General features: G+C 73.5%; 23 protein-coding genes. 12 read left to right on the top strand and 11 right to left on the bottom strand.

Annotated features, from left to right (window positions below; genetic code table 11):
• The first annotated feature begins 5 nt into the window (after nt 1–5).
• From typA to B1A86_RS07775, 5 genes are all read left to right on the top strand, one after another.
• On the top strand, nt 6–1,916 hold the full coding sequence (gene typA / locus B1A86_RS07795) for a translational GTPase TypA (protein WP_078025861.1): 1,911 nt from the start codon (nt 6–8) through the stop codon (nt 1,914–1,916).
• Nucleotides 1,909–2,475, top strand: a complete 567-nt coding sequence (locus tag B1A86_RS07790; RefSeq protein ID WP_078025860.1) for a hypothetical protein — start codon at nt 1,909–1,911, stop codon at nt 2,473–2,475. Before typA ends, B1A86_RS07790 begins: the two co-directional genes overlap by 8 nt.
• Nucleotides 2,472–2,798 (top strand): ferredoxin, encoded by a 327-nt coding sequence (gene fdxA, locus B1A86_RS07785; RefSeq protein WP_036316465.1) that lies wholly within the window; start codon nt 2,472–2,474, stop codon nt 2,796–2,798. The genes B1A86_RS07790 and fdxA overlap by 4 nt, the downstream gene beginning before the upstream one ends.
• Before the next feature lie 5 nt (nt 2,799–2,803).
• Entirely contained in the window at nt 2,804–3,955 is a 1,152-nt protein-coding gene (gene dapC / locus B1A86_RS07780) for a succinyldiaminopimelate transaminase (RefSeq protein ID WP_078025859.1), read from the top strand.
• Nucleotides 3,956–4,103: 148 nt separating this feature from the next.
• On the top strand, nt 4,104–5,390 hold the full coding sequence (locus B1A86_RS07775; protein WP_078025858.1) for a citrate synthase: 1,287 nt from the start codon (nt 4,104–4,106) through the stop codon (nt 5,388–5,390).
• Between the two features lie 96 nt (nt 5,391–5,486).
• Here the strand turns inward: B1A86_RS07775 and B1A86_RS07770 are convergent, their stop codons facing one another.
• Nucleotides 5,487–6,494, bottom strand: coding sequence for a DUF559 domain-containing protein (locus B1A86_RS07770; RefSeq protein ID WP_078025857.1), 1,008 nt, complete (start codon nt 6,492–6,494; stop codon nt 5,487–5,489).
• 258 nt (nt 6,495–6,752) lie between these two features.
• Entirely contained in the window at nt 6,753–7,718 is a 966-nt protein-coding gene (gene dapD / locus B1A86_RS07765) for a 2,3,4,5-tetrahydropyridine-2,6-dicarboxylate N-succinyltransferase (RefSeq protein WP_078025856.1), read from the bottom strand.
• 69 nt (nt 7,719–7,787) lie between these two features.
• Between dapD and dapE the strand changes: the two genes are divergently transcribed.
• On the top strand, nt 7,788–8,924 hold the full coding sequence (dapE, locus tag B1A86_RS07760) for a succinyl-diaminopimelate desuccinylase (protein ID WP_078025855.1): 1,137 nt from the start codon (nt 7,788–7,790) through the stop codon (nt 8,922–8,924).
• Between the two features lie 61 nt (nt 8,925–8,985).
• Here dapE and B1A86_RS07755 read toward each other — a convergent pair whose 3' ends face one another.
• The 4 genes from B1A86_RS07755 to B1A86_RS07740 form a co-directional block, all read right to left on the bottom strand.
• Nucleotides 8,986–9,873, bottom strand: coding sequence for an amino acid ABC transporter permease (locus B1A86_RS07755; RefSeq protein WP_041105305.1), 888 nt, complete (start codon nt 9,871–9,873; stop codon nt 8,986–8,988).
• On the bottom strand, nt 9,870–10,550 hold the full coding sequence (locus B1A86_RS07750) for an amino acid ABC transporter permease (protein WP_078025854.1): 681 nt from the start codon (nt 10,548–10,550) through the stop codon (nt 9,870–9,872). Before B1A86_RS07750 ends, B1A86_RS07755 begins: the two co-directional genes overlap by 4 nt.
• A 105-nt stretch (nt 10,551–10,655) precedes the next feature.
• Nucleotides 10,656–11,549 carry a glutamate ABC transporter substrate-binding protein gene (locus B1A86_RS07745; RefSeq protein ID WP_078025853.1) on the bottom strand — a complete coding sequence of 298 codons (894 nt, stop codon included), beginning with the start codon at nt 11,547–11,549 and terminating at the stop codon, nt 10,656–10,658.
• A gap of 47 nt (nt 11,550–11,596) precedes the next feature.
• Nucleotides 11,597–12,331 carry an amino acid ABC transporter ATP-binding protein gene (locus B1A86_RS07740; RefSeq protein WP_179288613.1) on the bottom strand — a complete coding sequence of 245 codons (735 nt, stop codon included), beginning with the start codon at nt 12,329–12,331 and terminating at the stop codon, nt 11,597–11,599.
• Nucleotides 12,332–12,509: 178 nt separating this feature from the next.
• Between B1A86_RS07740 and B1A86_RS07735 the strand changes: the two genes are divergently transcribed.
• The 3 genes from B1A86_RS07735 to B1A86_RS07725 all read left to right on the top strand — a co-directional run bounded on the left by B1A86_RS07735 (nt 12,510) and on the right by B1A86_RS07725 (nt 14,005).
• Nucleotides 12,510–13,313, top strand: coding sequence for a TIGR00730 family Rossman fold protein (locus B1A86_RS07735; protein WP_078025852.1), 804 nt, complete (start codon nt 12,510–12,512; stop codon nt 13,311–13,313).
• Nucleotides 13,310–13,654, top strand: coding sequence for a hypothetical protein (locus B1A86_RS07730; RefSeq protein WP_012751007.1), 345 nt, complete (start codon nt 13,310–13,312; stop codon nt 13,652–13,654). The genes B1A86_RS07735 and B1A86_RS07730 overlap by 4 nt, the downstream gene beginning before the upstream one ends.
• A 180-nt stretch (nt 13,655–13,834) precedes the next feature.
• Entirely contained in the window at nt 13,835–14,005 is a 171-nt protein-coding gene (locus tag B1A86_RS07725; RefSeq protein WP_002855133.1) for a DUF3117 domain-containing protein, read from the top strand.
• A gap of 78 nt (nt 14,006–14,083) precedes the next feature.
• Here B1A86_RS07725 and B1A86_RS07720 read toward each other — a convergent pair whose 3' ends face one another.
• Nucleotides 14,084–14,734 (bottom strand): O-methyltransferase, encoded by a 651-nt coding sequence (locus B1A86_RS07720; protein WP_036339203.1) that lies wholly within the window; start codon nt 14,732–14,734, stop codon nt 14,084–14,086.
• A gap of 196 nt (nt 14,735–14,930) precedes the next feature.
• On the opposite strand from B1A86_RS07720, the gene B1A86_RS07715 reads away from it, so the two are divergent.
• Nucleotides 14,931–15,803 carry an anti-sigma factor gene (locus B1A86_RS07715; protein ID WP_078025851.1) on the top strand — a complete coding sequence of 291 codons (873 nt, stop codon included), beginning with the start codon at nt 14,931–14,933 and terminating at the stop codon, nt 15,801–15,803.
• Nucleotides 15,804–15,863: 60 nt separating this feature from the next.
• Complete coding sequence (locus tag B1A86_RS07710) at nt 15,864–16,475, top strand: preprotein translocase subunit TatA (protein WP_069941887.1); 612 nt, start codon at nt 15,864–15,866, stop codon at nt 16,473–16,475.
• 39 nt (nt 16,476–16,514) lie between these two features.
• Here B1A86_RS07710 and B1A86_RS07705 read toward each other — a convergent pair whose 3' ends face one another.
• Genes B1A86_RS07705 through B1A86_RS07695 form a run of 3 tightly spaced genes read right to left on the bottom strand, consistent with a single transcriptional unit; the run spans nt 16,515 to nt 19,748 of the window.
• Nucleotides 16,515–17,663: an Mrp/NBP35 family ATP-binding protein gene (locus tag B1A86_RS07705; protein ID WP_060973497.1), complete on the bottom strand. Its 1,149-nt coding sequence runs from the start codon at nt 17,661–17,663 to the stop codon at nt 16,515–16,517.
• Nucleotides 17,660–18,439 carry a DUF1003 domain-containing protein gene (locus B1A86_RS07700; RefSeq protein WP_063189568.1) on the bottom strand — a complete coding sequence of 260 codons (780 nt, stop codon included), beginning with the start codon at nt 18,437–18,439 and terminating at the stop codon, nt 17,660–17,662. Before B1A86_RS07700 ends, B1A86_RS07705 begins: the two co-directional genes overlap by 4 nt.
• 40 nt (nt 18,440–18,479) lie before the next feature.
• Nucleotides 18,480–19,748 (bottom strand): magnesium transporter MgtE N-terminal domain-containing protein, encoded by a 1,269-nt coding sequence (locus tag B1A86_RS07695; RefSeq protein WP_036339212.1) that lies wholly within the window; start codon nt 19,746–19,748, stop codon nt 18,480–18,482.
• 92 nt (nt 19,749–19,840) lie between these two features.
• On the opposite strand from B1A86_RS07695, the gene B1A86_RS07690 reads away from it, so the two are divergent.
• Entirely contained in the window at nt 19,841–20,614 is a 774-nt protein-coding gene (locus B1A86_RS07690; protein WP_078025597.1) for a general stress protein, read from the top strand.
• A gap of 6 nt (nt 20,615–20,620) precedes the next feature.
• Here B1A86_RS07690 and B1A86_RS07685 read toward each other — a convergent pair whose 3' ends face one another.
• The gene (locus B1A86_RS07685; RefSeq protein WP_078025598.1) at nt 20,621–22,426 is read right to left on the bottom strand and encodes a pyruvate kinase; all 1,806 of its coding nucleotides are present in this window, start codon (nt 22,424–22,426) and stop codon (nt 20,621–20,623) included.
• Nucleotides 22,427–22,440: the final 14 nt, after the last annotated feature.

The raw sequence follows: 22,440 nt of genomic DNA, 5'->3' as shown, positions 1-22,440 counted from the left end.
CGCCCATGACCTCGACCGAAACCCGCCGCTCCGATCTGCGCAACGTGGCCATCGTGGCCCACGTGGACCATGGCAAGACCACGTTGGTGGACGCCATGCTGCGCCAGACCGGTGCCTTCAACACGCACGGCGACGTCGCCGAGCGGGTCATGGACTCCGGGGACCTGGAGAAGGAGAAGGGGATCACGATCCTCGCCAAGAACACCACGGTGTTCTACTCCGGCCCGTCCGCCCCCGAGGGCGAGACCGTCACCATCAACGTGATCGACACCCCCGGCCACGCCGACTTCGGCGGCGAGGTGGAGCGCGGCCTGTCCATGGTGGACGGCGTCGTGCTCCTCGTGGACTCCTCCGAGGGCCCGCTGCCCCAGACCCGCTTCGTGCTCCGCAAGGCCCTCGCGGCCAAGCTGCCCGTGATCCTCGTGGTCAACAAGACGGACCGCCCGGACGCGCGCATCGACGGGGTCGTCTCCGACTCCATGGACCTGCTGCTCGGCCTGGCCTCGGACCTGGCCGAGGAGGACCCGGACCTGGACCTCGACTCGGTGCTGGACGTCCCCGTCGTCTACGCCTCGGGCAAGGCCGGCCGCGCCTCCCTGACCCAGCCCGCCGACGGCGCCCTGCCGGAGGCCGAGGACCTCGAGGCCCTCTTCAACGTGATCATGGAGCACATCCCGGCCCCGTCCTACACCGAGGGCGAGGTCCTCCAGGCGCACGTCACCAACCTGGACGCCTCCCCGTTCCTCGGCCGCCTCGCGCTGCTGCGCATCTTCAACGGCACCCTCCGCAAGGGCCAGCAGGTCGCGTGGGCCCGCCAGGACGGCGCCCTGAAGACCGTGAAGATCACCGAGCTGCTGGCCACCAAGGGCCTCGAGCGCGTGCCCGCGGAGGAGGCCGGCCCGGGCGAGATCGTCGCCGTCGCCGGCATCGAGGACATCATGATCGGCGAGACCCTCACCGACGCGGAGAACCCGAAGCCGCTGCCGCTGATCACGGTGGACGACCCGGCCATCTCCATGACCGTGGGCATCAACACCTCCCCGCTGGCCGGCCGCGTCAAGGGCGCCAAGGTCACGGCCCGCCAGGTGAAGGACCGCCTGGACAAGGAGCTGATCGGCAACGTCTCGCTCAAGGTGCTCCCCACCGAGCGCCCGGATGCGTGGGAGGTGCAGGGCCGCGGCGAGCTCGCCCTGGCCATCCTCGTGGAGCAGATGCGCCGCGAGGGCTTCGAGCTCACCGTGGGCAAGCCGCAGGTGGTCACCCGGACCGTGGACGGCAAGGTCCACGAGCCGATGGAGCGCATGACCATCGACATCCCCGAGGAGTTCATGGGCGCGGTCACGCAGCTCATGGCCGCCCGCAAGGGCCGCATGCAGGAGATGTCCAACCACGGCACGGGCTGGATCCGCATGGAGTTCCTGGTCCCGGCCCGCGGCCTGATCGGCTTCCGCACCCGCTTCCTCACCGAGACCCGCGGCGCGGGCATCGCCTCCTCCTACGCGGCCGGCTACGAGCCGTGGACCGGTGAGATCGAGTACCGCACCAACGGCTCCCTCGTGGCCGACCGGGCGGGCTCCGCCACGCCGTTCGCCATGATCAACCTGCAGGAGCGCGGCACCTTCTTCGTGCAGCCGGGCGCCGAGGTGTACGAGGGCATGATCGTGGGCGAGAACTCGCGCGCTGACGACATGGACGTGAACATCACCAAGGAGAAGAAGCTCACCAACATGCGTGCGGCCTCCTCCGAGTCGTTCGAGGGCCTGACGCCCCCGCGCCGGCTCACCCTGGAGGAGTCCCTCGAGTTCGCCCGCGAGGACGAGTGCGTGGAGATCACCCCCGAGGACATCCGCATCCGCAAGGTCGTCCTGGACGCCAACGAGCGCCTGAAGGCCGCGCGCGCCCGCGCCCGTGCCTGATCGCCCCCGCCGCCGCGCCCGGCCCGCCGACGTGGTGGGCGGGACGCTGCTCGGCGTCGTCGCCGGCGCGCTCGGCACCGCCGTCCATCTGAACCTGGCCTCCCTGCCGGGCGGCTGGACCCTGCCCTGGGGTGCGGTGCTGGCGCTCGTGCTCGTCGGCTCGACGCAGCGCTGGTGGATGGTCCGACGCGCGGACCGCGGCGGGCGCGCCCTGCCGGCGGGGGCCGCGGTCGTCGCCGGCGCGTTCACCGCCGTCCTGGCCCTGCAGCGCCTGCCGGTGGACGACGCCCTGGGGGTGTCCTGGACGGCCGGCCTGTGGGCGGCGGCGCCGGGCGCCGTCGTCGCCTCCGTGGCCTGGAACGTCGGCCAGCCGGCGCTCGGCCTGGTCCTGCTGGCCGTGGGCCGGCGGCTGGACCGCCGACCCGCAGGGGCCGCCGACGGCGCCACGCGCCCCCGCCGGGCGACTGTGACCGCCCGCGAAACGCGTCCGGGGGAGCGAGTACCCTGGACCGCAGCCCCGCAACCCCGTGCCCAGAGAGAGGTGGACGGTCAGCCATGACCTACGTGATCGCGTTGCCGTGTGTGGACGTCAAGGACAAGGCGTGCATCGACGAATGCCCCGTGGACTGCATCTACGAGGGTGAGCGCATGCTCTACATCCACCCGGACGAATGCGTCGACTGCGGTGCGTGCGAGCCGGTGTGCCCCGTCGAGGCCATCTACTACGAGGACGACACCCCCGAGGAGTGGGCCGAGTACTACAAGGCCAACGTCGAGTTCTTCGACGACCTGGGCTCCCCGGGCGGCGCCGCCAAGCTGGGCATGATCGCCAAGGACCACCCGATCATCTCCGCTCTGCCCCTGCAGAACGCGGACGCCTGAGCCCCATGCTGACGCTGCCGGACTACCCGTGGGACACGCTCACCCCCTACCGTGAGCGTGCCGCCGCCCACCCGGACGGCGTCGCGGACCTGTCCATCGGCACGCCCGTGGATCCGACGCCGGCGCTAATCCGCCGGGCCCTGACCGAGGCCGCCGACGCGCACGGCTACCCGACGACGCACGGCACGGACGACCTGCGCCGCGCGGTCGTCGACTGGTACGCCCGGCGTCGCGGGGTGTCCGGGCTGGACCCGGCGGCCGTGGTGCCCACGGTCGGGTCCAAGGAGTTCATCGCGTGGCTGCCCACGCTGCTCGGGCTGGGCGCAGGCGACGTCGTCGTCCACCCCGAGGCCGCCTACCCCACCTATGCGGTGGGCGCGCTGCTGGCCGGGGCGGAGGCCGTGGCCGCGGACGACCTCGACGCGCTGGCGCCCGAGGTGCGGGAGCGGGTGCGCCTCGTGTGGACCAACTCGCCGGCCAACCCCACCGGCGCCGTGCTGGACGCGGCGGCGCTGCGCCGCACGGTGGACGCCGCCCGTGACGTGGGCGCCGTGGTGTGCGGGGACGAGTGCTACGCCGAGCTCGGCTGGGACGCGTGGGACGGGGCCGTCGTGCCCTGCATCCTGTCCGACGAGGTCTCCGGTGGCGACCTGACGGGCCTGCTGAGCGTCTACTCGCTGTCCAAGCAGTCCAACCTCGCCGGCTACCGCGCCGCGTTCGCCGCGGGGGATCCGCAGCTCGTGGCGACCCTGATCAACACCCGCAAGCACGCGGGCATGATCGTGCCCGCCCCGGTGCAGCACGCGATGGCCGTGGCCCTGGCCGACGACGCACACGTGGCGGAGCAGAAGGACCGCTACCGCCGCCGTCGGGACGCGCTGCGCACCGCGCTGGAGGCCTCCGGCCACACGGTGGACCACTCCGAGGCGGGGCTGTACCTGTGGACCCGGCGGGCGGACCTGGACCCGGCCGACGCCACGGCGCAGGACTCGTGGGACCTGCTGGGCGAACTGGCGGACCTGGGCATCATCGCCGGGCCCGGCGTGTTCTACGGTGCCGGCGGCGACGGCTACGTCCGCGTGGCGATCACCGCCACGGACGAGGCGGTCGCCCGGGCCGCGGCGAGACTCACCGCCCGCGGGCCGCGGACCGGCTGAGCCGGGGCCGAGGGCCGTCGTCGGGGGAAGCGATCGCGCGCCCCGGGCCGGTCCTTGATAGTTTGGAGCAGAGTCGTCCCCGTGTGGGCGCGCCCACATGGGCGTGCGAACCCGGGCCATCGAGAAGACAAGACGAGGGAGCACACCCGTGACCCATCACGAGTCCGTCCGGCTGACCGTCGGCGAGCAGAGCCTGGACCTGGGCGTCGAGCACGCCACAGAGGGCAACAACGGCATCAACATCGCCCCGCTCCTGAAGGAGACCGGCGACGTCACCTACGACCCGGGCTTCATGAACACGGCGAACGCCAAGTCGGCCGTCACGTTCATCGACGGCGACCAGGGCATCCTGCGCTACCGCGGCTATGCCATCGAGGACCTCGCCGAGCACTCCTCCTTCATGGAGGTGGCCTACCTGCTGATCTACGGCGAGCTGCCCGAGTCCAAGGAGACCCTGGAGGCCTGGGAGACCAACATCCTGCGCCACAACATGGTGCACGAGGACCTCAAGCTGTTCTTCAACGGCTTCCCGCGGGACGCGCACCCCATGCCGGTGCTGTCCTCCTCCGTGTCCGCGCTGTCCACGTTCTACCCGGACTCCCTGGACCCGCACGACCAGGAGCAGGTCCACATCTCCACCGTGCGCCTGCTCGGCAAGCTGCCGGTGCTGGCCTCCTACGCGTTCAAGAAGTCGCTGGGCCAGCCGTTCATGTACCCGCACAACTCGCTGAACTACGTGGAGAACTTCCTCCGCCTGTGCTTCGGCGTGCCGGCCGAGGAATATGACATCGACCCGGACGTGGTCAAGGCCCTCGACCTGCTGCTCATGCTGCACGCCGACCACGAGCAGAACGCCTCCACCTCCACGGTGCGCCTGGTCGGCTCCACCCAGGCCAACCTGTTCGCCTCGGTGTCCGCCGGCATCAACGCCCTCTATGGCCCGCTGCACGGCGGCGCCAACGAGGCCGTGCTGAACATGCTCCGGAAGATCAAGTCGGAGGGCATCACGCCCGAGGACTTCATGGAGAAGGTGAAGAACAAGGAGGACGGCGTCCGCCTGATGGGCTTCGGCCACCGCGTGTACAAGAACTACGACCCGCGGGCCAAGATCATCAAGAAGACCGCCGAGGACATCCTGGGCAAGATGGGCGGCAACGACGAGCTGCTGGAGATCGCCCAGCGCCTCGAGGAGAAGGCCCTCGCCGACGACTACTTCGTGGAGCGCAAGCTCTACCCGAACGTCGACTTCTACACCGGCGTGATCTACAAGGCCATGGGCTTCCCGGAGAAGATGTTCACCGTCCTCTTCGCCCTGGGCCGCCTGCCCGGCTGGATCGCCCAGTGGCGCGAGCTCATGGAGGACCCGGCCGCCAAGATCGGCCGCCCGCGCCAGATCTACGTGGGCGAGCAGCTGCGCCAGTACCCGCAGCGCTGACCCGGGGGCGCTGACCCTGCGTTGGGGGGCGGTTTCGGGTGGTATTCCGACGGAATACCACCCGAAACCGCCCCCAATGCGTTCGCCGGAGCGTCTTCATGTCGAGGCAGAGGGGCCGAGGCGGCGTCGGACCACCGCGACGACGCCACGGAAGTCCTCGCGCCCATCCGCCCAGGTGACGCGGAGCGTCGTCCAGCCGCGCGCCTGGCCGTAGCGGTCCCGGCGGGCGTCGCGCGCCTGCTGCTCCCGCGTGCGGTGCCCCGCACCGTCGTACTGCAGGGCCAGGCGCACGTGGCGGTAGGCGAGGTCGGCCACGGGGGACACGGGGTCCCCGGGTTCGAGCGCGGCCTGCAGCTCCGGCTCCGGCAGCCCGCCGGCCACGAGGGCGAGGCGCAGGCGGGTCTCGGGCGGCGAGTCCGCCCCGACGCGAACGGAATCCAGCGCCTCCCGGGCGGCCGGGCGGCCATGGAAGCGTCCGGACGCGTGCAGCGCCGACCGCAGCGCGGCGATCGTGGTGGCCGGATCCGTCCGGCCCGCGGGTGTCCACGGGTGCCGGACGGCGTGGTCGCCGGCGGCCACGAGGTCCTCGAACGTCCACGGGGGAGTCAGGGAGCACAGGTCCAGCCAGGTGCGATCGACGGTGGTGACGCGCAGGCCGTGCACGAGCGTGACGAACTCGGGCGCCAGCGGCCTGCGGTGGTCCATCAGCCCGGCCCGCCGGACGCGTCGCGTCCCCCGGGCCACGGTGAGGTGCACCGGCGGGTCGGCCTCGAGTTCGCCCGTCGCCGGGTCGCGCCGCCGCCAGGCTCGCGTGGGCATCGGCAGGGCGTGCAGGTGGGCCGCGGTCTCGTGGGAGAGGACGGCATCCGGGCGTCGGCGCAGAAGCGCGGCAAGGTGATCAGGGGAGAAGCCGTGCCCGGGCTCGGGCAGGCCCAGGTCGGCCCAGCCCGTGCCAGGGCGTGCCCGCTGCCGGTGGAAGCCCTGTCCGACCCGCTCCAGGTCCGACCGGCGGGCGCGGTCGGGCGGCAGCCCCAGTCGGGCCAGGTCCGTGGCCAACAGGACGGCGGGCTGGTCGGGCGGCAGAGGAGTCACGACGCGCGGCATGCACTCATCGGACGACGCCGGCGGGGCGCCCGGGGCGGGTCGGCCGCGGCACGGGGACGACGCGCGGGGCGGGCGCTGCTGTGCAGGAGCCGGCGGCCCGCGCCGCGCGCCGCCGTCGTCGCCTTCCCGCCCCCGGACCGCCGGGGAGTTCCGGGGGCGATACTGGGCGTTATCCCGGCGGGATACCACCGGAAATCGCCCCCCAACGCGGCGGGGAGCGGGGAGGGGAGGGAAGAGCCGCGGGGCGAGTGCGCCGGGTCAGTTCGCGTGCAGCGCCGCGTTCAGTTCGACGGTCCGGCCGGCGCGGGGGAGGGCCTCGACCCCGCCCGTGGTGGAGTTGCGGCGGAACAGCAGGTTCGGCACGCCGGAGAGGTCCACGGCCTTCACGGTGTGCGCCGCCTCGCCGTCCTGCAGCACGCTCACGCGCGTGCCCGCGGTGACGTACAGACCGGCCTCGACCACGCAGTCGTCGCCGACGGAGATGCCCACGCCGGAGTTCGCGCCGAGCAGCACGTGCTCGCCGATCACGATCCGCTGGGTGCCGCCGCCGGAGAGCGTGCCCATGATGGACGCGCCGCCTCCGACGTCCGACCCGTCGCCCACCACGACGCCGGCCGAGATCCGGCCCTCCACCATCGAGTGCCCCAGGGTGCCCGCGTTGAAGTTCACGAAGCCCTCGTGCATCACGGTCGTCCCCTCGGCAAGGTGGGCGCCCAGGCGCACCCGGTCCGCGTCGCCGATGCGCACCCCGGAGGGCACGACGTAGTCCGTCATGCGCGGGAACTTGTCCACGCCGTACACCTGCACGGCGCCGCGGGCACGCAGCCTCGCCCGCGTCAGCTCGAAGTCGGCGACCGCGCAGGGTCCGTGGTTCGTCCACACCACGTTGGTGAGCAGCCCGAAGACGCCGTCGAGGTTGAGCTCGTTCGGCCGCGTCAGGCGGTGCGAGAGGGCGTGCAGGCGCAGCCACGCGTCCGCGGTGGAGGCCGGGGCGGCGTCCAGGTCGACCTCCAGCTCGACGACGGCCTGCGTGGTCCCGCGGTCCGCGTCGTCCGCGGCGAGGGCGCGCAGGGTGTCGCGCAGCGAGGCGTCCGCAGCGGAGAGCGGGCCGGCCACGGGGGCGGGGAACCACACGTCCAGGACGGCGCCGTCGGCGGCCGTGGTGGCCAGGCCGTGGCCGGAGACGAGACGGGAGGAGGGCTGCTGTGCGGCGGTCTGGGTCATGCGCCTCAGCCTACTGAGTGGCGGTGGCACGCTGCGGGGCGACGGGAGGCGCGTCCGTAGACTGGACACATGAGTCTCACCCCCAACACCCTGCCCGACCTCGCCGATCCGGACCTCGACGTCGCGGCGCTCACCGCCACCCTGCTGGACGTGCGCTCCGTCTCGGGGGAGGAGGGGCCGCTGGCCGACGCCGTCGAGCAGGCCCTGCGCGCCCTCGGCGGCCTCGAGGTGCGGAGGTTCGGGGACGCCGTCGTCGCCCGCACCGCTCTGGGGCGGTCGACCCGCGTGATCCTGGCCGGGCACCTGGACACGGTGCCCCTGCCCACCGTGCCGGGCTCGCGCGGGACCGTGCCCTCGGCGTGGGACGGGGACGTGCTGTACGGCCGCGGGGCCGTGGACATGAAGTCCGGCGTCGCCGTGCAGCTGGCCCTGGCCGGCCGCTTCGGCCGCGCGGACGGCCCGACCCCCGTGCACGACGTCACGTGGGTGTTCTACGACCACGAGGAGGTCTCCTCGGACCTCTCGGGCCTCGCCCGCGTGGCCCGCCAGGCCCCCGAGCTGCTGGAGGGCGACTTCGCGGTGCTGCTCGAGCCGACCGACGGCGTCGTGGAGGGCGGCTGCAACGGCACGTGCCGGTACCGCGTCACCTTCTCCGGTGTCGCGGCGCACTCGGGCCGCGCCTGGCGCGGCGACAACGCGATCCACAAGCTGGCCCCCGTGCTCACCGCCCTGGCGGCGTACGAGCCGGCCACGGTCACGGTGGAGGGCCTGGAGTACCGCGAGGGGCTGCACGCGATCCGCGTGGCCGGCGGCGTCGCGGGCAACGTCATCCCGGACGAGGCGTCCGTGGACCTGAACTACCGGTTCGCTCCGGACAAGACCCTCGAGCAGGCTCACGCGCACGTGCGCGCGGTGCTGGAGGGGGCCGGCGTGGACTGGGACGCCCAGGTGCGGATCGACGACGCCTCGCCCGCCGCCCGCCCCGGTCTGGACCGACCGGCCGCCGCCGCGTTCGTCGCCGCCGTCGGGGGAGAGCCCCAGCCCAAGTACGGGTGGACGGACGTGGCCCGGTTCTCCCAGCTGGGCGTGCCCGCGGTCAACTTCGGCCCCGGAGACGCCCTGCTGGCCCACACGGACGACGAGCACGTGTCCCGCGAGGCGGTCCACGCGTGCCTCGCGGCGCTCACGGCCTGGCTGGCCGGCTGACCCGACGACGTCGGCCGGTGCCAGCCGCCCGACCCGCGGGCCCGCCTCGCCCGCCGCCCGGTCAGCCCGCTGTGTCCGTGGGCGCCCCGACGCGCGGGGTCGTGGGGGCGCTGGCGTCGCCGGCCGTCCGCGACGACAGCCGCCGCGAGAGCCGGGTGGCCGCCCAGGTGAGGAGGAAGTTGATCACGATGAAGATCATCGCGGCCACCACGAGGGACTGCAGGATGTTGCCGTTGCCGGAGCCGAGCTGGCGGGCGTACTGCAGGAGTTCGAAGAAGCCGATGAGGTAGCCCAGCGCCGAGTCCTTGAGGATCACCACGAACTGGCTCAGCAGCGACGGCAGCATGGCGATGAGGGCCTGGGGCACCTCCACGAGCCGCAGGGACTGGGTGCTCGTCATGCCCACCGCCGCGGCCGCCTCGCGCTGGCCGCGCGGCAGCGAGCGCACCCCGGAGCGCACCAGCTCCGCGATCACGGACCCGTTGTACAGGGTCAGCGCCGCGATCACCGCGTAGTACGGGCCGTCCTGGGGCTGGATCGCCCCGGAGCGCGCGACCTGTGCGAACAGCTGGTAGAAGAACACCATCATCACGAGCACAGGCACGGCCCGGAAGAACTCCACGACGACGGCGGCCAGCCAGCGCACCGGGCCGACCGGGGCCAGCCGCAGGAAGCCGAACACCAGGCCGAACACCACGGAGGAGACCACGGCGATGCCCGCGGACTGCAGGGTGAACTGCAGGCCCGGCAGGTAATAGTTCCGCCACGCGTTGCCGTCGACGGCGGCCAGCCAGCGGCGGCCGGAGAGCTGGCCGGTGGCGTTCATCTGGATCAGCACGAGCACCGCCACGACCAACACCGCGGCGAGGGAGACGAGGTTGGCGAGGAGGATCCGCCGGCGGGCGATCGGACCCGGGGCGTCGAAGAGGACGGAGGCCTGGGCACTCATCGGGCCACCGCCCACTTCTCCGAGGCCCACGTGGTCAGCAGGCCGATGGGGATGACGATCAGGCAGAAGCCGATCGCGAAGGTCAGGAAGATCGCCACCATCACGTCCGGGCTGAACTCGATCATGCGCTTCATCAGGCCCGAGGCCTCCGCCACCGACGCCGCGGCGGCGACGGTGGTGTTCTTGGTCAGCGCGATCACGGTGTTGCCCAGCGGGGTGATGGCCCCGCGCAGCGCCTGGGGCAGGATCACGTGGCGTGCCGCGGGCAGGAAGCCCAGGCCGATGGAGCGGGCGGCCTCGGCCTGCCCGAGCGGGACGGTGTTGACGCCGGAGCGGATCGCCTCGCACATGAACGCCGCGTGGTAGAGCGAGAGGGCGATCACGGCGTAGATGAAGAAGTTCAGCGTGAAGTCGGACGAGAAGCTGATCTTCAGCTGTCCCCAGACGGCGAGCACGCCGAGCAGCATGATGATCGTGAGCGGGGTGTTGCGGACCACGTTGACGTAGCCGGCGCCGAGGGCGCGCAGCGAGGGGACGGGCGAGATGCGGAACAGGGCGAGCACCACGCCGAGGACGAACGAGCCGAGGGTCGCGAGGAACGCGAGCCTGATGTTCATCCAGAACGCGAGCGGGATGTCCGCGCCGTAGTCCGCGAGGAGCGAGGAGATCGATTCCATGAGTTCTCCGAGGGTCGGGACAAGGCTGACGGGCAGGGGAGCCGCCGGGCGGGCCGAGGGTGACGGTTCAGGTCACGTCCCAGGCCCACCCGGCGGCGCAGGTCGTCAGGCGCAGGGCTCGAACTCGGCGTCCTCGCCGGAGTTCAGCGTCTCGTCGTAGGTGTAGCCCGTGCCCTCGGTGTTGGACTCGAGGGCCTTCTCCCACTCGCCGGAGTCCTTCATCTCCTTGATGGCTTCGTTGATGTCCTCGCACCGCTCCGAGTCCTTCGGCAGACCGACGCCGTAGCGCTCCGTGGTGAAGGTGTTGCCGACGACCTTGAACTTGCCCTTGTTGGCGTCGGCGGCGGCCAAGCCCGCGAGGATGATGTCGTCCGTGGTCACGGCGTCCACCTGGCCGGACTCGAGGTAGGTCACGCATTCGGCGTAGCCGCCCTGCTCCACCAGGTTCACGCCGGAGGCGAACTGGTCCTTGATCTTCTGGGCCGAGGTGGAGCCGGTGACGGAGCAGAGGTTCTTCCCGTCGAGGGACTCGGGGCCGGTGATCGCGGTGTCGTCCGCGCGGACCAGCAGGTCCTGGCCGGCCACGAAGTACGGGCCCGCGAAGGCGACGCGCTCCTTGCGGGCGTCCGTGATGGAGTACGTCGCGAAGATCATGTCGACCTCGCCGTTCTCCAGGGCGTTCTCCCGGTTCGCAGACGGGGTCTGGACCCACTCGATGTCCTGCTCGGCCACGCCGAGCTTGTCCGCCACGTAGCGGGCCACGTCCGTGTCGAAGCCGGTGGGCTGGGCCGAGCCCTCGCGGTAGCCCAGGCCCGGCTGGTCGAACTTGATGCCGATGCGCAGGCTCTCGCCGGAGCCGGACGACGTCGACTCGCCGGCCGAGGACGAGCCGGCGGCGTCGCCACCGCCGCCCTGCGAGGACGACGGCGCGCAGGCGGTGAGGGACAGCGCGGCCGCGGCGGTGACGGCGGACAGGGTCAGGAGCTTCGTGCGGAGCATGGTGCTCTCCTCTGGTTCGGTGCGGTGGGGTGCGACGGGGGACGGGGTCAGTGCGCGAGGATCTTGCCCAGGAAGTCCTGGGCACGCTCGTGTCGGGGGTTCGTGAAGAAGGTGTCGGGGTCGGTGTCCTCGAGGATGGCGCCGTCGGCCATGAAGACCACGCGGTCCCCGGCCTTGCGGGCGAAGCCCATCTCATGGGTGACCACGACCATGGTCATGCCGCCCTCGGCGAGCTGGACCATGACGTCGAGGACCTCCTGCACCATCTCGGGGTCGAGGGCGGAGGTCGGCTCGTCGAAGAGCAGGGCCTTCGGCTCCATCGCCAGGGCACGGGCGATGGCCACGCGCTGCTGCTGCCCGCCGGAGAGCTGGGCCGGCATCTTCCTCGCCTGCTGGGCCACGCCCACGCGCTCGAGCAGCTCCATGGCGTGCCGCTCGGCGTCCGCCCGGCGCTTGCCCTTCACCTTGATGGGCCCGAGGGTCACGTTCTCCAGGATCGACTTGTGCGCGAAGAGGTTGAAGGACTGGAAGACCATGCCGATCTCGGCGCGCAGCTGGGCGAGCTGTCTGCCCTCGGTGGGGAGCGGCCGCCCGTCGATCAGGATGCGGCCGCCGTCGTCGTCGATGGTCTCGAGCCGGTTGATCGTGCGGCACAGCGTCGACTTGCCGGAGCCGGACGGGCCGAGGACGATCGCCACCTGGCCGCGCGGGATCCGCAGGTCGATCTGTCGGAGGGCGTGGAAGTCGCCGAAGTGCTTGTTGACGCCCTCAAGGACGATCAGGTCATCGCCCGCGGCACCGCGACGGCGCCGCACACCGGCCTCGTCGGGGAGGTGGGCGCCGTGGGGCTGCTCAGGCGTGATCTGCGTCATGCCAGTGGAATATAGCGCACGCCACACCCGGCGCGGTGCGCCGTGCGACGCCGGCCCCGGCGGCCCGCCGGCTCGTTAGGCTGACGCCATGGCCCCACATGAGCACCCCTCGGGCGGCGACGTCGCCGCCAAGCCCCAGCGCGTCCGCCGCGGCGGGCAGGTCCTGCGCGGGGACGCGGCGCACACCCCCACGTTCGACCAGCTCCTCCTCGACGGCCGACGGCCCGGCGACGCCGCACGCCCCGCCGCCGACGTCGCCTCGACGACGTCCGAGGCCTGGCGTGTCCTGCGCATCCAGGCCGAGTTCGTCGAGGGCTTCGGCACCCTCGCGGGGCTGGGTCCCGCGGTCTCCGTGTTCGGCTCGGCGCGCACGCCCGAGGGCAGCGCCGAGTACGCCCTGGCCCACGAGGTCGGGACCCGCTTGGCCCGGGCCGGGTACACGGTCATCACCGGCGGGGGGCCCGGCACCATGGCGGCCGCCAACCGGGGCGCCCACGAGGCCGGTGGAGAGTCCGTGGGCCTGGGCATCGATCTGCCGTTCGAGACCGGCCTGAACCCCTGGGTGCACGTGGGCGTGGACTTCCGCTACTTCTTCGTCCGCAAGGTCATGTTCCTCAAGTACGCGCAGGGGTTCATCGTGCTGCCCGGCGGCCTCGGCACCCTGGACGAGCTCTTCGAGGCCCTCACCCTCGTGCAGACCGGCACCGTCACCCGCTTTCCCGTGGTCCTCGTGGACCGCGGCTTCTGGAGCCCGCTTGTGGACTGGATCCGCGGCACGCTCGTGGAGCGCGGCATGATCTCGCCCGAGGACCCGGACCTGTTCCACCTCGTGGACACGGCCGAGGAGGCCGTCGCGTGCGTGCTCCGCTCGGCGGGGAGGGCCGACGCGTGAGCGGGCCGCAGTGGATCGTCCTGGTGGCCGTGCTCGTCGTCGTGCTGGCGGCCCTGGCCGCCGCCCTCGCGGGCCGGCTCACGCTCCGGGCCGACGACCCGGCCGGGCGGACGCCGGGGCACCCCGTGCTGCTGCCGGAGCGGCCGCGCGCGGCGGATGTCGACCTGCTGCGGTTGGCCGTCGCGGTGCCCGGCTACCAGCGGGACCAGGTGGACGCCGTCCTGCTGCGGCTGCGGGACGCCCTGGCGCAGTGCGAGGACGAGGTGACCGCCCTGCGGGCCCGGGTGGCCGAGCTCGAGGCCGCCGACCCGTCCCGGAGCGATCCGGCGGGGCGTGCCTGAGTCGCGGGCCGGGCTCGGTGCAGGCCATCGTTTGGCGCGAGCACGCGGAATCCGCGATAATAGTGATGTGACCGGCCTCGCGCACGCTCGCGTGCGGGGGCGCCGGAGGCGTCCGGACAGTGCCCGCTCCCGCGGTCGCCGGACGCCGTGACGGGAACATCATCCAGAAGGGAAGTCGCAATGGCCGCCATGAAGCCCCGCACCGGGGACGGTCCCATGGAAGTGACCAAGGAGGGGCGCAGCCTGATCATGCGCGTGCCGATCGACGGCGGCGGCCGTCTCGTGCTGGAGATCAACGCGGACGAGGCCCGCGAGCTCAAGGAGTGCCTCGAGGGCGTCATCCAGGCCTGAGCCCGGACCCCTTCGACGCGGACGCCCCGCGCACCGTCACGGTGCGCGGGGCGTCCGCGTTCCCGGCGACGCCGCGGATCAGCGGCGCACCGCGATCAGCACGCCCGTGCCGGAGGGGACGACGGCGGACAGCCAGTGCTCGTCCTCCCGGATGAGGCGGTCCACCGCCCGGGCGGACACGGTGGACTCGTCGCGCACGGCGGGCCGGGGAACGCGGTCGCCGTCGAGGGCGTCCACCACGACGAGCACGCCGCCGGGGGCGAGCATGCGCGCGGCCTGCTCGACGTCGAACTGACGTGCGGCCGGGTCCCCGTCCACCAGGACCATCTCATAGGCGCCGCTCGTGAGCCGGGGGAGGACGAGCCGGGAGCGCCCCGTGATCATGCGGGTGCGGCTCGTGGGCAGGCGGGCCTCCGAGAACGCCTCGCGGGCCGCGCGCTGTGCCTCCGCGTCCGGGTCCACGGTGGTGAGGACCGTGCGCTCGGGCAGACCGCGCATCAGGGCGAGACCCGAGACGCCGGCGCCCGTGCCCACCTCCACGACCGCCGCGGGGGCACGCGTGGCCGCCAGCACCGTCAACAGGGCCGCCGTCCCCTCACTCACCGGCGGCACCTCCAGCTCGGCGGCGCGCTCGCGGGCGCGCAGGACGACGTCGTCTTCGGTGGCCCGGCTCTCCGACCAGGCCCAGGACGCGTGCTTGTCGGTGGGCTGGGGCTGCAGGGCGCTCATGGGTGACTCCGGGACGACGACGGCGGGACCTCGCCCGCGGCACGGGCGACGCGGGCCAGTGTACGGGCCGGCACGCGGCCGCGACCCAGTGTTCTCCCAGGAGGCGGGCCGATGATGGGACATGGCACGAACCGGCTCCCGCCGTGCGGGAGGCCGTTCGCCGGACCGAGGACGCGAGGACCGAGGAGGTGGCCGCATGGGACGTCGACACACCCAGCGCCACATGGACGCCTACCTCGAGGGCTCCCTCCCCGCCGCGTCCCGGGCGCGCATCGCCCGCCACCTGGACCGCTGCCCCGAGTGCCGCGCCACCGTCCAGGCCCGGGCCCGCGTGCTCGACGCCGCCCGCACGGTGCACCAGCGTCCGGCCGGCGCCGTCGTCGCCCCGGTGCTGCGCGCCCGCGGCGTCTCCGGCCGCCTTGTGGTGGGGCTGCTCACCTTCGTCGTCCTGCTCGGCGGGCTGTTCACCGCGGTCTGGGTGGCCGGCGCGCCCCGCACCGCGGCCGTGCGCACGGCCCCGACCCCGACGGACACCGTCGCCCTGCCGGCAGCCGGGACCGCGTCGACGGACCGGCGCGGCACCGTCGCGGAGCTGCGGGGTCAGGGCTGGACGGTGCCCTCCCTCGTGGGGGCCGGCCTGGAGCCGCTCACCGTCGACACCGCCCAGACGGCCGAGGACGTGGAGGTCGTCGTCGGCTGGGGCCGGGACGAGCCGACCGTGACCGTCCGTGAGTGCCGACCCCGGATCGTGGGAGCCACCCCGAAGGGCTGTGCCTCGACCGCGCCCTTGAGCACGGGGGTGCAGGAGCGTCGGCTGGCCGGCGGCGGCGTCTACCGGATCGTCCCGGCGGGGGAGCAGGACGGCTGGACGGCCGAGCTGACCACGCCGCAGGCCGCCTACCGCGTGGAGGCCAGCCTGCCGGACGAGCGCGCCGACGCGGTCCTCACCCACCTGCTGGTCTCCGAGCGGGCACGGGTGCTCGAGCTGGGCGGCGGAGACGCCGTCGAGGAGCGCCTGGAGCGAGGCCTCGAACGCATCGCGGACGCCGTGCCGCGCCCCCGCGGCTGAGCCGCCCCGCCCCCGCGGCTCCGGGCTGTGGGGCGGTGCCGCTCTAGTAGAGTTCGGAGGGTGTTTGGTATCAACGGCAGCGAGTTCATCATCTTGGCGGTGCTCGCGATCGTCATCCTCGGGCCGGAGAAGCTCCCCGAGTACACGCGCGCCTTCACCGACTGGCTGCGCGTCATGCGCGACAAGGCCGAGGGTGCCAAGGCGCAGTTCAAGGAGGAGACCGGCACGGACTTCGACGAGGTGGACTGGCGCAAGTACGACCCCCGCCAGTACGACCCGCGCCGCATCATCCGCGACGCGCTCCGCGAGCCCGCCGGCGGCTCGTCCACGCCCGCGTCCCGCGCGGCGCAGGCGACGGGCATCAGCGCCGAGGACGTGCACGGCGGCCTCACCCGCCAAGACCTGACGGACATGGATCCGCGCACGCTCTTCCGCCGCCCCGCCGGGGCCGGCAGCACCGCCGCCGCGGAGTCCGGCGCCGCCGCCGCACAGACCCGGTCGACCGAGCCCGCCGCGGGGGCGGCAGCCGTGGGCGGTGCCGCCGCAGCCCTGATGGCCTCCGGCCGCGCCGAGGCCCTCACCGAGGAGCGCCCTGCCGCCGTCGAGACCGAACCGGACCCCCTCGAGCTGCTCGGGCTGGCACCCGCCCCCTTCGACGTCGACGCGACCTGACGCCGTCGCGCGCGCCGGCCGGGGCGCCGGCACCCGAGGTCAGCGCGGGGTGACCGGAAGGCGCCGCCCGGCCAGCCCGCGCGGTCGCACGGCCACCCGCTGCGCGATCTGCGTCAGCGCCCGGCCCGCGGGGCTCTCCGGCGCGGACACCACCACGGGTTCGCCGGCGTCGCCGCCCGCGCGCAGCGCCGGGTCCAGGGGAACGGTGCCCAGCAGCGGCACCTGCGTGTCCAGCACCCCGGACAGCCGCTCCGCCACCTCGGCGCCGCCGCCGGTCCCGAACACATCCAGGACGGTGCCGTCTGGCAGGGTCATCGGCCCCATGTTCTCCACGACGCCGGCCACGGTCTGGCCCGTCTGCTCCGCCAGCTGACCGGCGCGCGCGGCCACCTGCGCGGCGGCGTGCTGCGGCGTGGTCACCACGAGCAGCTCCGAGGCGGGCAGCAGCTGCGCCGTCGAGATCGCGATGTCCCCGGTGCCCGGGGGCAGGTCCACGAGCAGGACGTCCAGGTCGCCCCAGTGCACATCCGTGACGAACTGCTCGAGCGCGCGGTGCAGCATCGGCCCGCGCCAGGCCACCGGCCGGTCCGCGTCGAGGAACATGCCGATCGAGATGACCTTCACGTCCCGCACCACGGGGGGCAGGATCATCCGGTCCAGCTTCGTCGGGGTGCCGGTCACGCCCAGGAGCCCGGGGATGGAGTAGCCGTGCACGTCCGCGTCGATCAGGCCGACGGCGAGTCCGCGCGCGGCGAGCGCGACCGCGAGGTTGGCCGTGACCGAGGACTTGCCCACGCCGCCCTTGCCCGAGGCCACCGCGAGGACGCGCGTGAGCGTCCCCTCCCCGAACGGGTTCGTCGGCCGAGTCGCGCGCAGGGCGTCCTGCAGCGCCAGGCGGCGCTCGGGCTCCATGACCCCGACGCGAACGTCCACGGATTCACAGCCGGGCACGACGGCGACGGCGGCGGCCACGTCCGTCTGGATCGTCCCGCGCAGGGGGCACGCGGCGATCGTGAGCAGGACCGCGACCTCGACGACGCCCGGGGCGGTCTCCACGACCGACTCCACCATGCCGAGGTCGGTGATCGGGCGGCGGATCTCGGGGTCCTGGACCGTGGCGAGCCGTTCCAGCACCCGGCGCTCGAGGTCGGTGCGGACCTCGGGCACGGGCAGGCCCAGGGCGCTCATCGGCCGCCCCCGTCCACCGGGCCCGCACCGTCGGCGGGACCGGCCGCCGGACCGGACCCCCCGGCCTCGCGGGCCTCCTGGGCCGCGAGGGTGGCGAGCGTGGTGGTCGTGGGCTCGGCGCCGGCGTCGCCGCGCCGCGCATCCCGGCCGCGGCCCTTGGTCTTCTTGTTCTTGCGGGGCTGGGCCTCGGCGCCCGGGAGGCCGGCGCGCAGCTCCTCCCGGATCTCCTCCCGGATCTCCTCCCGCAGCTCGGCGCGCAGCGCCTCGCGGAGGTCGTCCCTGAGGTCGTCCTGGACGCCGCGCAGCTCGCCGCGCACGAAGTCGCGCGTGGCGACCTCCTGGACGGCCAGCCGCAGACCGGCGATCTCGCGGGTGAGGAACTCGGTGTCGGCGAGGTTGCGCTCGGCGCGGTCACGGTCCTCGCGCAGCGCGACCCTGTCCCGGTCGTCCTGGCGGTTCTGCGCCAGCAGGAGCAGGGGTGCGGCGTAGGACGCCTGGAGGGAGAGCATGAGCGTGAGCGCGGTGAAGCCGAGCTCGGCGGAGTCGAACCGCCACTCCATCGGGCCGAACGTGTTCCAGCCCAGCCAGGCGGCGCAGAACAGCGTCATCCAGACGAGGAACTGCGGGGTGCCCATGAAGCGGGCGATGCCCTCGGTGGCCTCGCCGAAGGCGTCCGGGTTCGGGGCCAGCCGGGGCACGCGGCGCCCGCTGGCGCTCAGCGGGGTGTCCAGGCCGGTGCCGCGGCCCGGGCGCAGGTCTCGCGCGGTCTGGGTCATGCTCACACCTCCGGTGTCGTGCGGCGGCGGGCCGCGGGGGTCAGGTTGCGGGGCGGGTCTCGGCGTCGTCGAGGTCCATGGCCCGCCAGTCGTCGGGCAGGATGTGGTCGAGCAGGTCGTCCACGCTCACGGCCCCGACGACGCGGTCCTGCTCGTTCACCACGGGGATGCACGTGAGGTTGTAGGTCGCGAGCTCGCGGGTCACATGGGCGATGGGGGCGAGGTCCGAGACGGGCTCGAGGTCCTTGTCCATGATGTTGCCGATCGCCTCCGGCGGCGGGTACCGCAGCAGGCGCTGGAAGTGGACGACGCCGAGGAACCGGCCCGTCGGCGTCTCCAGGGGCGGCCGGGCCACGATCACGAGCGAGGCCAGCGCGGGGGAGATCTCCTGCTGTCGGATGGTCGCCATGGCCTCGGCCACGGTGGCCTCCGGGGGGAGGATGACCGGCACGGGGGTCATGAGCGAGCCCGCGGTGCCCTCCTCGTACTCGAGCAGGCGCCGGACGTCCTCGGCGTCCTCCGGCTCCATGCGTTCGAGCAGCAGCTCCTGCTGGGAGTCGGGCAGCTCGTGGAGCAGGTCCGCCGCGTCGTCCGGGTCCATCTCCTCCAGGACGTCGGCGGCGCGGTCGATGTCCAGCTGGGAGAGGATCTGCACCTGGTCGTCGTCGGGCAGCTCCTGGAGCACGTCCGCGAGGCGTTCGTCCTGCAGCTCGCTGGCGACCTCGACGCGGCGCTTCTCCGACATGTCGTGGAGCATGTCCGCCAGGTCGGCGGGCTTGAGGTCCTCGTGCGCGGCGAGGAAGCTCGTGGCCCCCTGCGGGTCGGCCTGCGCCGTCCAGCGGGCCTCGTCCCAGTTCAGCAGGAGGTGCTCGCCCCGCTGGGCGCGGCCGAAGGGGCCGCGGCCGACGATGCGGCGCACGTACAGGTCCGAGACCAGCCAGTCGCCGTTGCGCTGCTGCTCCAGCCCGATGTCCTCCAGGAAGGCCTCGCCCGACCCGTCGGAGAGGCGCACCTTCCGGTCGAAGAGGTCGGCGGCCACCATCTGCTCGGCGCCACGGCGGGAGAACCGGCGCAGGTTGATCAGCCCGGTCGTGATGATCCGGCCCGAGTCCATGGACGTCACTCGCGTCATCGGGACGAAGACGCGCTTCTTGCCGGGGACCTCGATCACGAGGCCGGTGGCGAACGGGGCTGCGGCGGGGCCGCGGTCCAGCACGACGACGTCGCGCAGCCGGCCCAGGCGGTCGCCGAGGGGGTCGAAGACGTCCAGGCCCAGCAGGCGGGCCACGAAGATCTTGGGGGAGCTCACCGACCCAGCCTACGGCGTACCGGGCCGCGGCTCCGTGTCCGCGGACGGCGGACCCCCGCCCGCCCGGGTACCGGGCCGGGCACAATGGGTCCATGTCGATCATGATGCCCAACCCTCAGCCCGGAGCCGAGCAGGGCCTGCCCCGCGGCGAGCTGCTGGCCACCTACGCCACCTACGCGCAGGCGCGCGAGCAGGTGGACCGCCTCGCCGCCACGGACTTCCCCGTGAGCGCCGTGTCGATCGTGGGCAAGGACCTGCGGGTCGTGGAGCGGGTGCGCGGCCGGCTGAACTACGCCCAGGTGGCGTTGTCCGCGGGTGTGCGCGGCGTGTTCTTCGGCGGACTGATCGGCGTGTTCCTCTACCTGCTGGCCCCCGAGGCCGGCCCGGGGCAGATCCTCACCTCCATGCTGCTGGGCCTGGCGGTGTGGCTGATCTTCGGCGTGATCGGCTTCGCGATGCGTCGGGGGCAGCACGGCTTCGCGTCCTCGCAGGCCGTCGTGCCCACGGCCTTCGACCTCGTGGTCGCGTTCGACCACGCCGCCCGCGCCCGCCAGGAGCTGGGCCTGGGCGGTGCCGCGGCCCCGACGCCGCCCGCGGCGTCGCAACCGGCGCCCGCCCCCGCCGCGGAGGCCGAGGACGGGTCCGTGCAGGCCACCCCGGCCCCCGCGCCGTCGTCGGGCGGGTCCCACGCGGCGCCGGCCCCCGGCGGGCCCGAGGCGCCGGCCCGGCCCGCCCCGGAGGCGGACCCCGCGCCCACCGGCCTGGACCGCTCCTACGGCGTGACCCTGCCGCCGGAGGAGGTCGCCAAGCTCATCGAGGCGCGCGGCGGCCACCCGCCACGGCCCCAGGACGAGCCGCGCGGCTGAGCCCCGTCAGAGGGACCAGGACTCGAGCCGCCGGAGCATGTCGCGCTTCTTGCTCGCATGACCGTGCATCCGGCCCAGGATGTCGCCGAGGACGGTGACGGCGCGGTCGATGTACGGGCCCTTGTTCAGCATCGCGGCTTCGGCCCGCTGCGCCATCGCGGCGTCCGTGATCTCCGCCCGTGAGGGCAGGCCGGTCTTGGCGAGGGACTCGAGGACCTGGGTGGCCCAGATCGCGGGCACGTGCGCGGCCTCGCACAGCCACAGGATCTCCTCCTGCAGCTCGGCCATGCGTGCGAAGCCGGCCTCCACCGCCAGGTCGCCGCGGGCGATCATCACCCCGACGTCCCGCCAGCGCATCGCCTCGAGCAGCATCCGCGGCAGCTGCCGGAAGGCCTCCACCGTCTCGATCTTCAGCGTGATGTCCACGTCCGGCGCGTCCTCGGCCTCGAGCGCGTCGATCAGCTGGGCCACGTCCTCGGCCGAGCGGACGAAGGACATGTTCACCATGTCCGCGTGGCGAGCCGCGAACGGGATGTGGGCGAGGTCCTCGTCCGTGAGGGCCGGGATGTCCAGGTGCGTGTCCGGGAAGTTCACGCCCTTCTCCGCCTTGAGCTTCGCCCCGCGCGGGCCGGCCTGGGTCACCTCGAGGGTGATCTCATCGTCGGACACCCCCGTGATCCGCGTGCCGATCCGTCCGTCGTCGAGGGAGACCCGGTCGCCGACCGTCGCGTCCGCGAACGCCTGCGCCAGGGTGAGGCCGATCCGGTAGGGCGGCGTGTCGACCGCGGGAACCGGCTCGAGCGAGCGGGTCAGCACGATCTGCTCGCCCTCGTGCACGCGCATCGACTGCTCGAGCGGGGGCAGCGGTCCCACCTCGAGCGGACCGTGCGGCGTCGTCAGTGCCGTGCCCGTCGCCCAGTAGACCGTCTTGTCCGCCCGCACGAGCACGCCCTCGCCGCTCACCCGCTCGACCTCCAGCCTGCGGTGTGCACCCCGCGCGTCGGTCAGCTCGATCTCGTCGCCGCGCTGCAGGCCCGCCAGGGTCTTCCCGTCCGGGGCCGCCAGCGGCACGACGACGGCGCCGTCCGGCCGGTCCGCCACGGCCACGGCGTCGTGGGGCCCGGCGGCGAGCCACACGCGGGAGGGCTCGGTGACGATCCCGGAGGGGTCCCGGGCGGGCTTCACCTTCACGACGCGCGGTCCCGGCTCGATGGGGCCGGTGCGCACCTTCGGCCCGGCCAGGTCCATCGCGACCAGGGGTGCGGGCCGGCCCGCACCGGCACACCGGCGGACCGCCGCGATCATGGCGGCCCACGCCTGCTCGTCGTCGTGGGCGCAGTTCACGCGCGCCAGGTCCATGCCGGCTTCGGCGATCCGGGCCACGAGCTCTGGGTCCGTGGCGGCCTCGGAGGGCATCGTCACCATGATGCGCGCGTCCCGGTCGCCGCGGGCCGGACCGAGCAGGCTCGCTGCGTTGCGGGCGAGGATGGCGCGGCCCTCGGCGGAGGTCAGGGCGTCATCCTCGGGTGCGGTGGCGAGGTCGCCGTCGAGCGCGCGGGCGGCGGCCAGCACCGCGTCCACGTGGCCGAGCACGCCGGCCTCCATGCGGCCCAGCGAGGACAGGCCGGCGTCGCTCAGTGCCTCCTGCAGCGGCCGCAGGTCGGTGCCGCGCAGGGCGACGTAGTGCACGAGGTTCCGGGCCGAGGCCCGGTGGCGGTCCCGGACGCGGGAGATGAGGTCGGCGTGCTCCGCCTCGGCGGAGAGGAGGCGGTCGCGGAGGGCGGTGAGCTCGGTGGTCAGGTCGATACCCATGGTCCGAACCCTAG

Source organism: Micrococcus sp. KBS0714 (genome assembly GCF_002008305.4).
GTDB classification, from domain to species: Bacteria; Actinomycetota; Actinomycetes; order Actinomycetales; family Micrococcaceae; genus Micrococcus; species Micrococcus luteus.
The sequence above is the reverse complement of the archived record's forward strand: the minus strand, read 5'-3'. Positions and strand labels throughout refer to the sequence as shown.

Bases quoted from the DNA above. Each gene is read 5' to 3' on its own strand.
- typA (WP_078025861.1), top strand. From the start codon at position 6: ATGACCTCGACCGAAACCCGCCGCTCCGATCTGCGCAACGTGGCCATC.
- fdxA (WP_036316465.1), top strand. From the start codon at position 2,472: ATGACCTACGTGATCGCGTTGCCGTGTGTGGACGTCAAGGACAAGGCG.
- dapC (WP_078025859.1), top strand. From the start codon at position 2,804: ATGCTGACGCTGCCGGACTACCCGTGGGACACGCTCACCCCCTACCGT.
- B1A86_RS07770 (WP_078025857.1), bottom strand. From the start codon at position 6,494: ATGCCGCGCGTCGTGACTCCTCTGCCGCCCGACCAGCCCGCCGTCCTG.
- dapD (WP_078025856.1), bottom strand. From the start codon at position 7,718: ATGACCCAGACCGCCGCACAGCAGCCCTCCTCCCGTCTCGTCTCCGGC.
- dapE (WP_078025855.1), top strand. From the start codon at position 7,788: ATGAGTCTCACCCCCAACACCCTGCCCGACCTCGCCGATCCGGACCTC.
- B1A86_RS07755 (WP_041105305.1), bottom strand. From the start codon at position 9,873: ATGAGTGCCCAGGCCTCCGTCCTCTTCGACGCCCCGGGTCCGATCGCC.
- B1A86_RS07750 (WP_078025854.1), bottom strand. From the start codon at position 10,550: ATGGAATCGATCTCCTCGCTCCTCGCGGACTACGGCGCGGACATCCCG.
- B1A86_RS07745 (WP_078025853.1), bottom strand. From the start codon at position 11,549: ATGCTCCGCACGAAGCTCCTGACCCTGTCCGCCGTCACCGCCGCGGCC.
- B1A86_RS07735 (WP_078025852.1), top strand. From the start codon at position 12,510: ATGGCCCCACATGAGCACCCCTCGGGCGGCGACGTCGCCGCCAAGCCC.
- B1A86_RS07725 (WP_002855133.1), top strand. From the start codon at position 13,835: ATGGCCGCCATGAAGCCCCGCACCGGGGACGGTCCCATGGAAGTGACC.
- B1A86_RS07720 (WP_036339203.1), bottom strand. From the start codon at position 14,734: ATGAGCGCCCTGCAGCCCCAGCCCACCGACAAGCACGCGTCCTGGGCC.
- B1A86_RS07715 (WP_078025851.1), top strand. From the start codon at position 14,931: ATGGGACGTCGACACACCCAGCGCCACATGGACGCCTACCTCGAGGGC.
- B1A86_RS07705 (WP_060973497.1), bottom strand. From the start codon at position 17,663: ATGAGCGCCCTGGGCCTGCCCGTGCCCGAGGTCCGCACCGACCTCGAG.
- B1A86_RS07700 (WP_063189568.1), bottom strand. From the start codon at position 18,439: ATGACCCAGACCGCGCGAGACCTGCGCCCGGGCCGCGGCACCGGCCTG.
- B1A86_RS07690 (WP_078025597.1), top strand. From the start codon at position 19,841: ATGTCGATCATGATGCCCAACCCTCAGCCCGGAGCCGAGCAGGGCCTG.
- B1A86_RS07685 (WP_078025598.1), bottom strand. From the start codon at position 22,426: ATGGGTATCGACCTGACCACCGAGCTCACCGCCCTCCGCGACCGCCTC.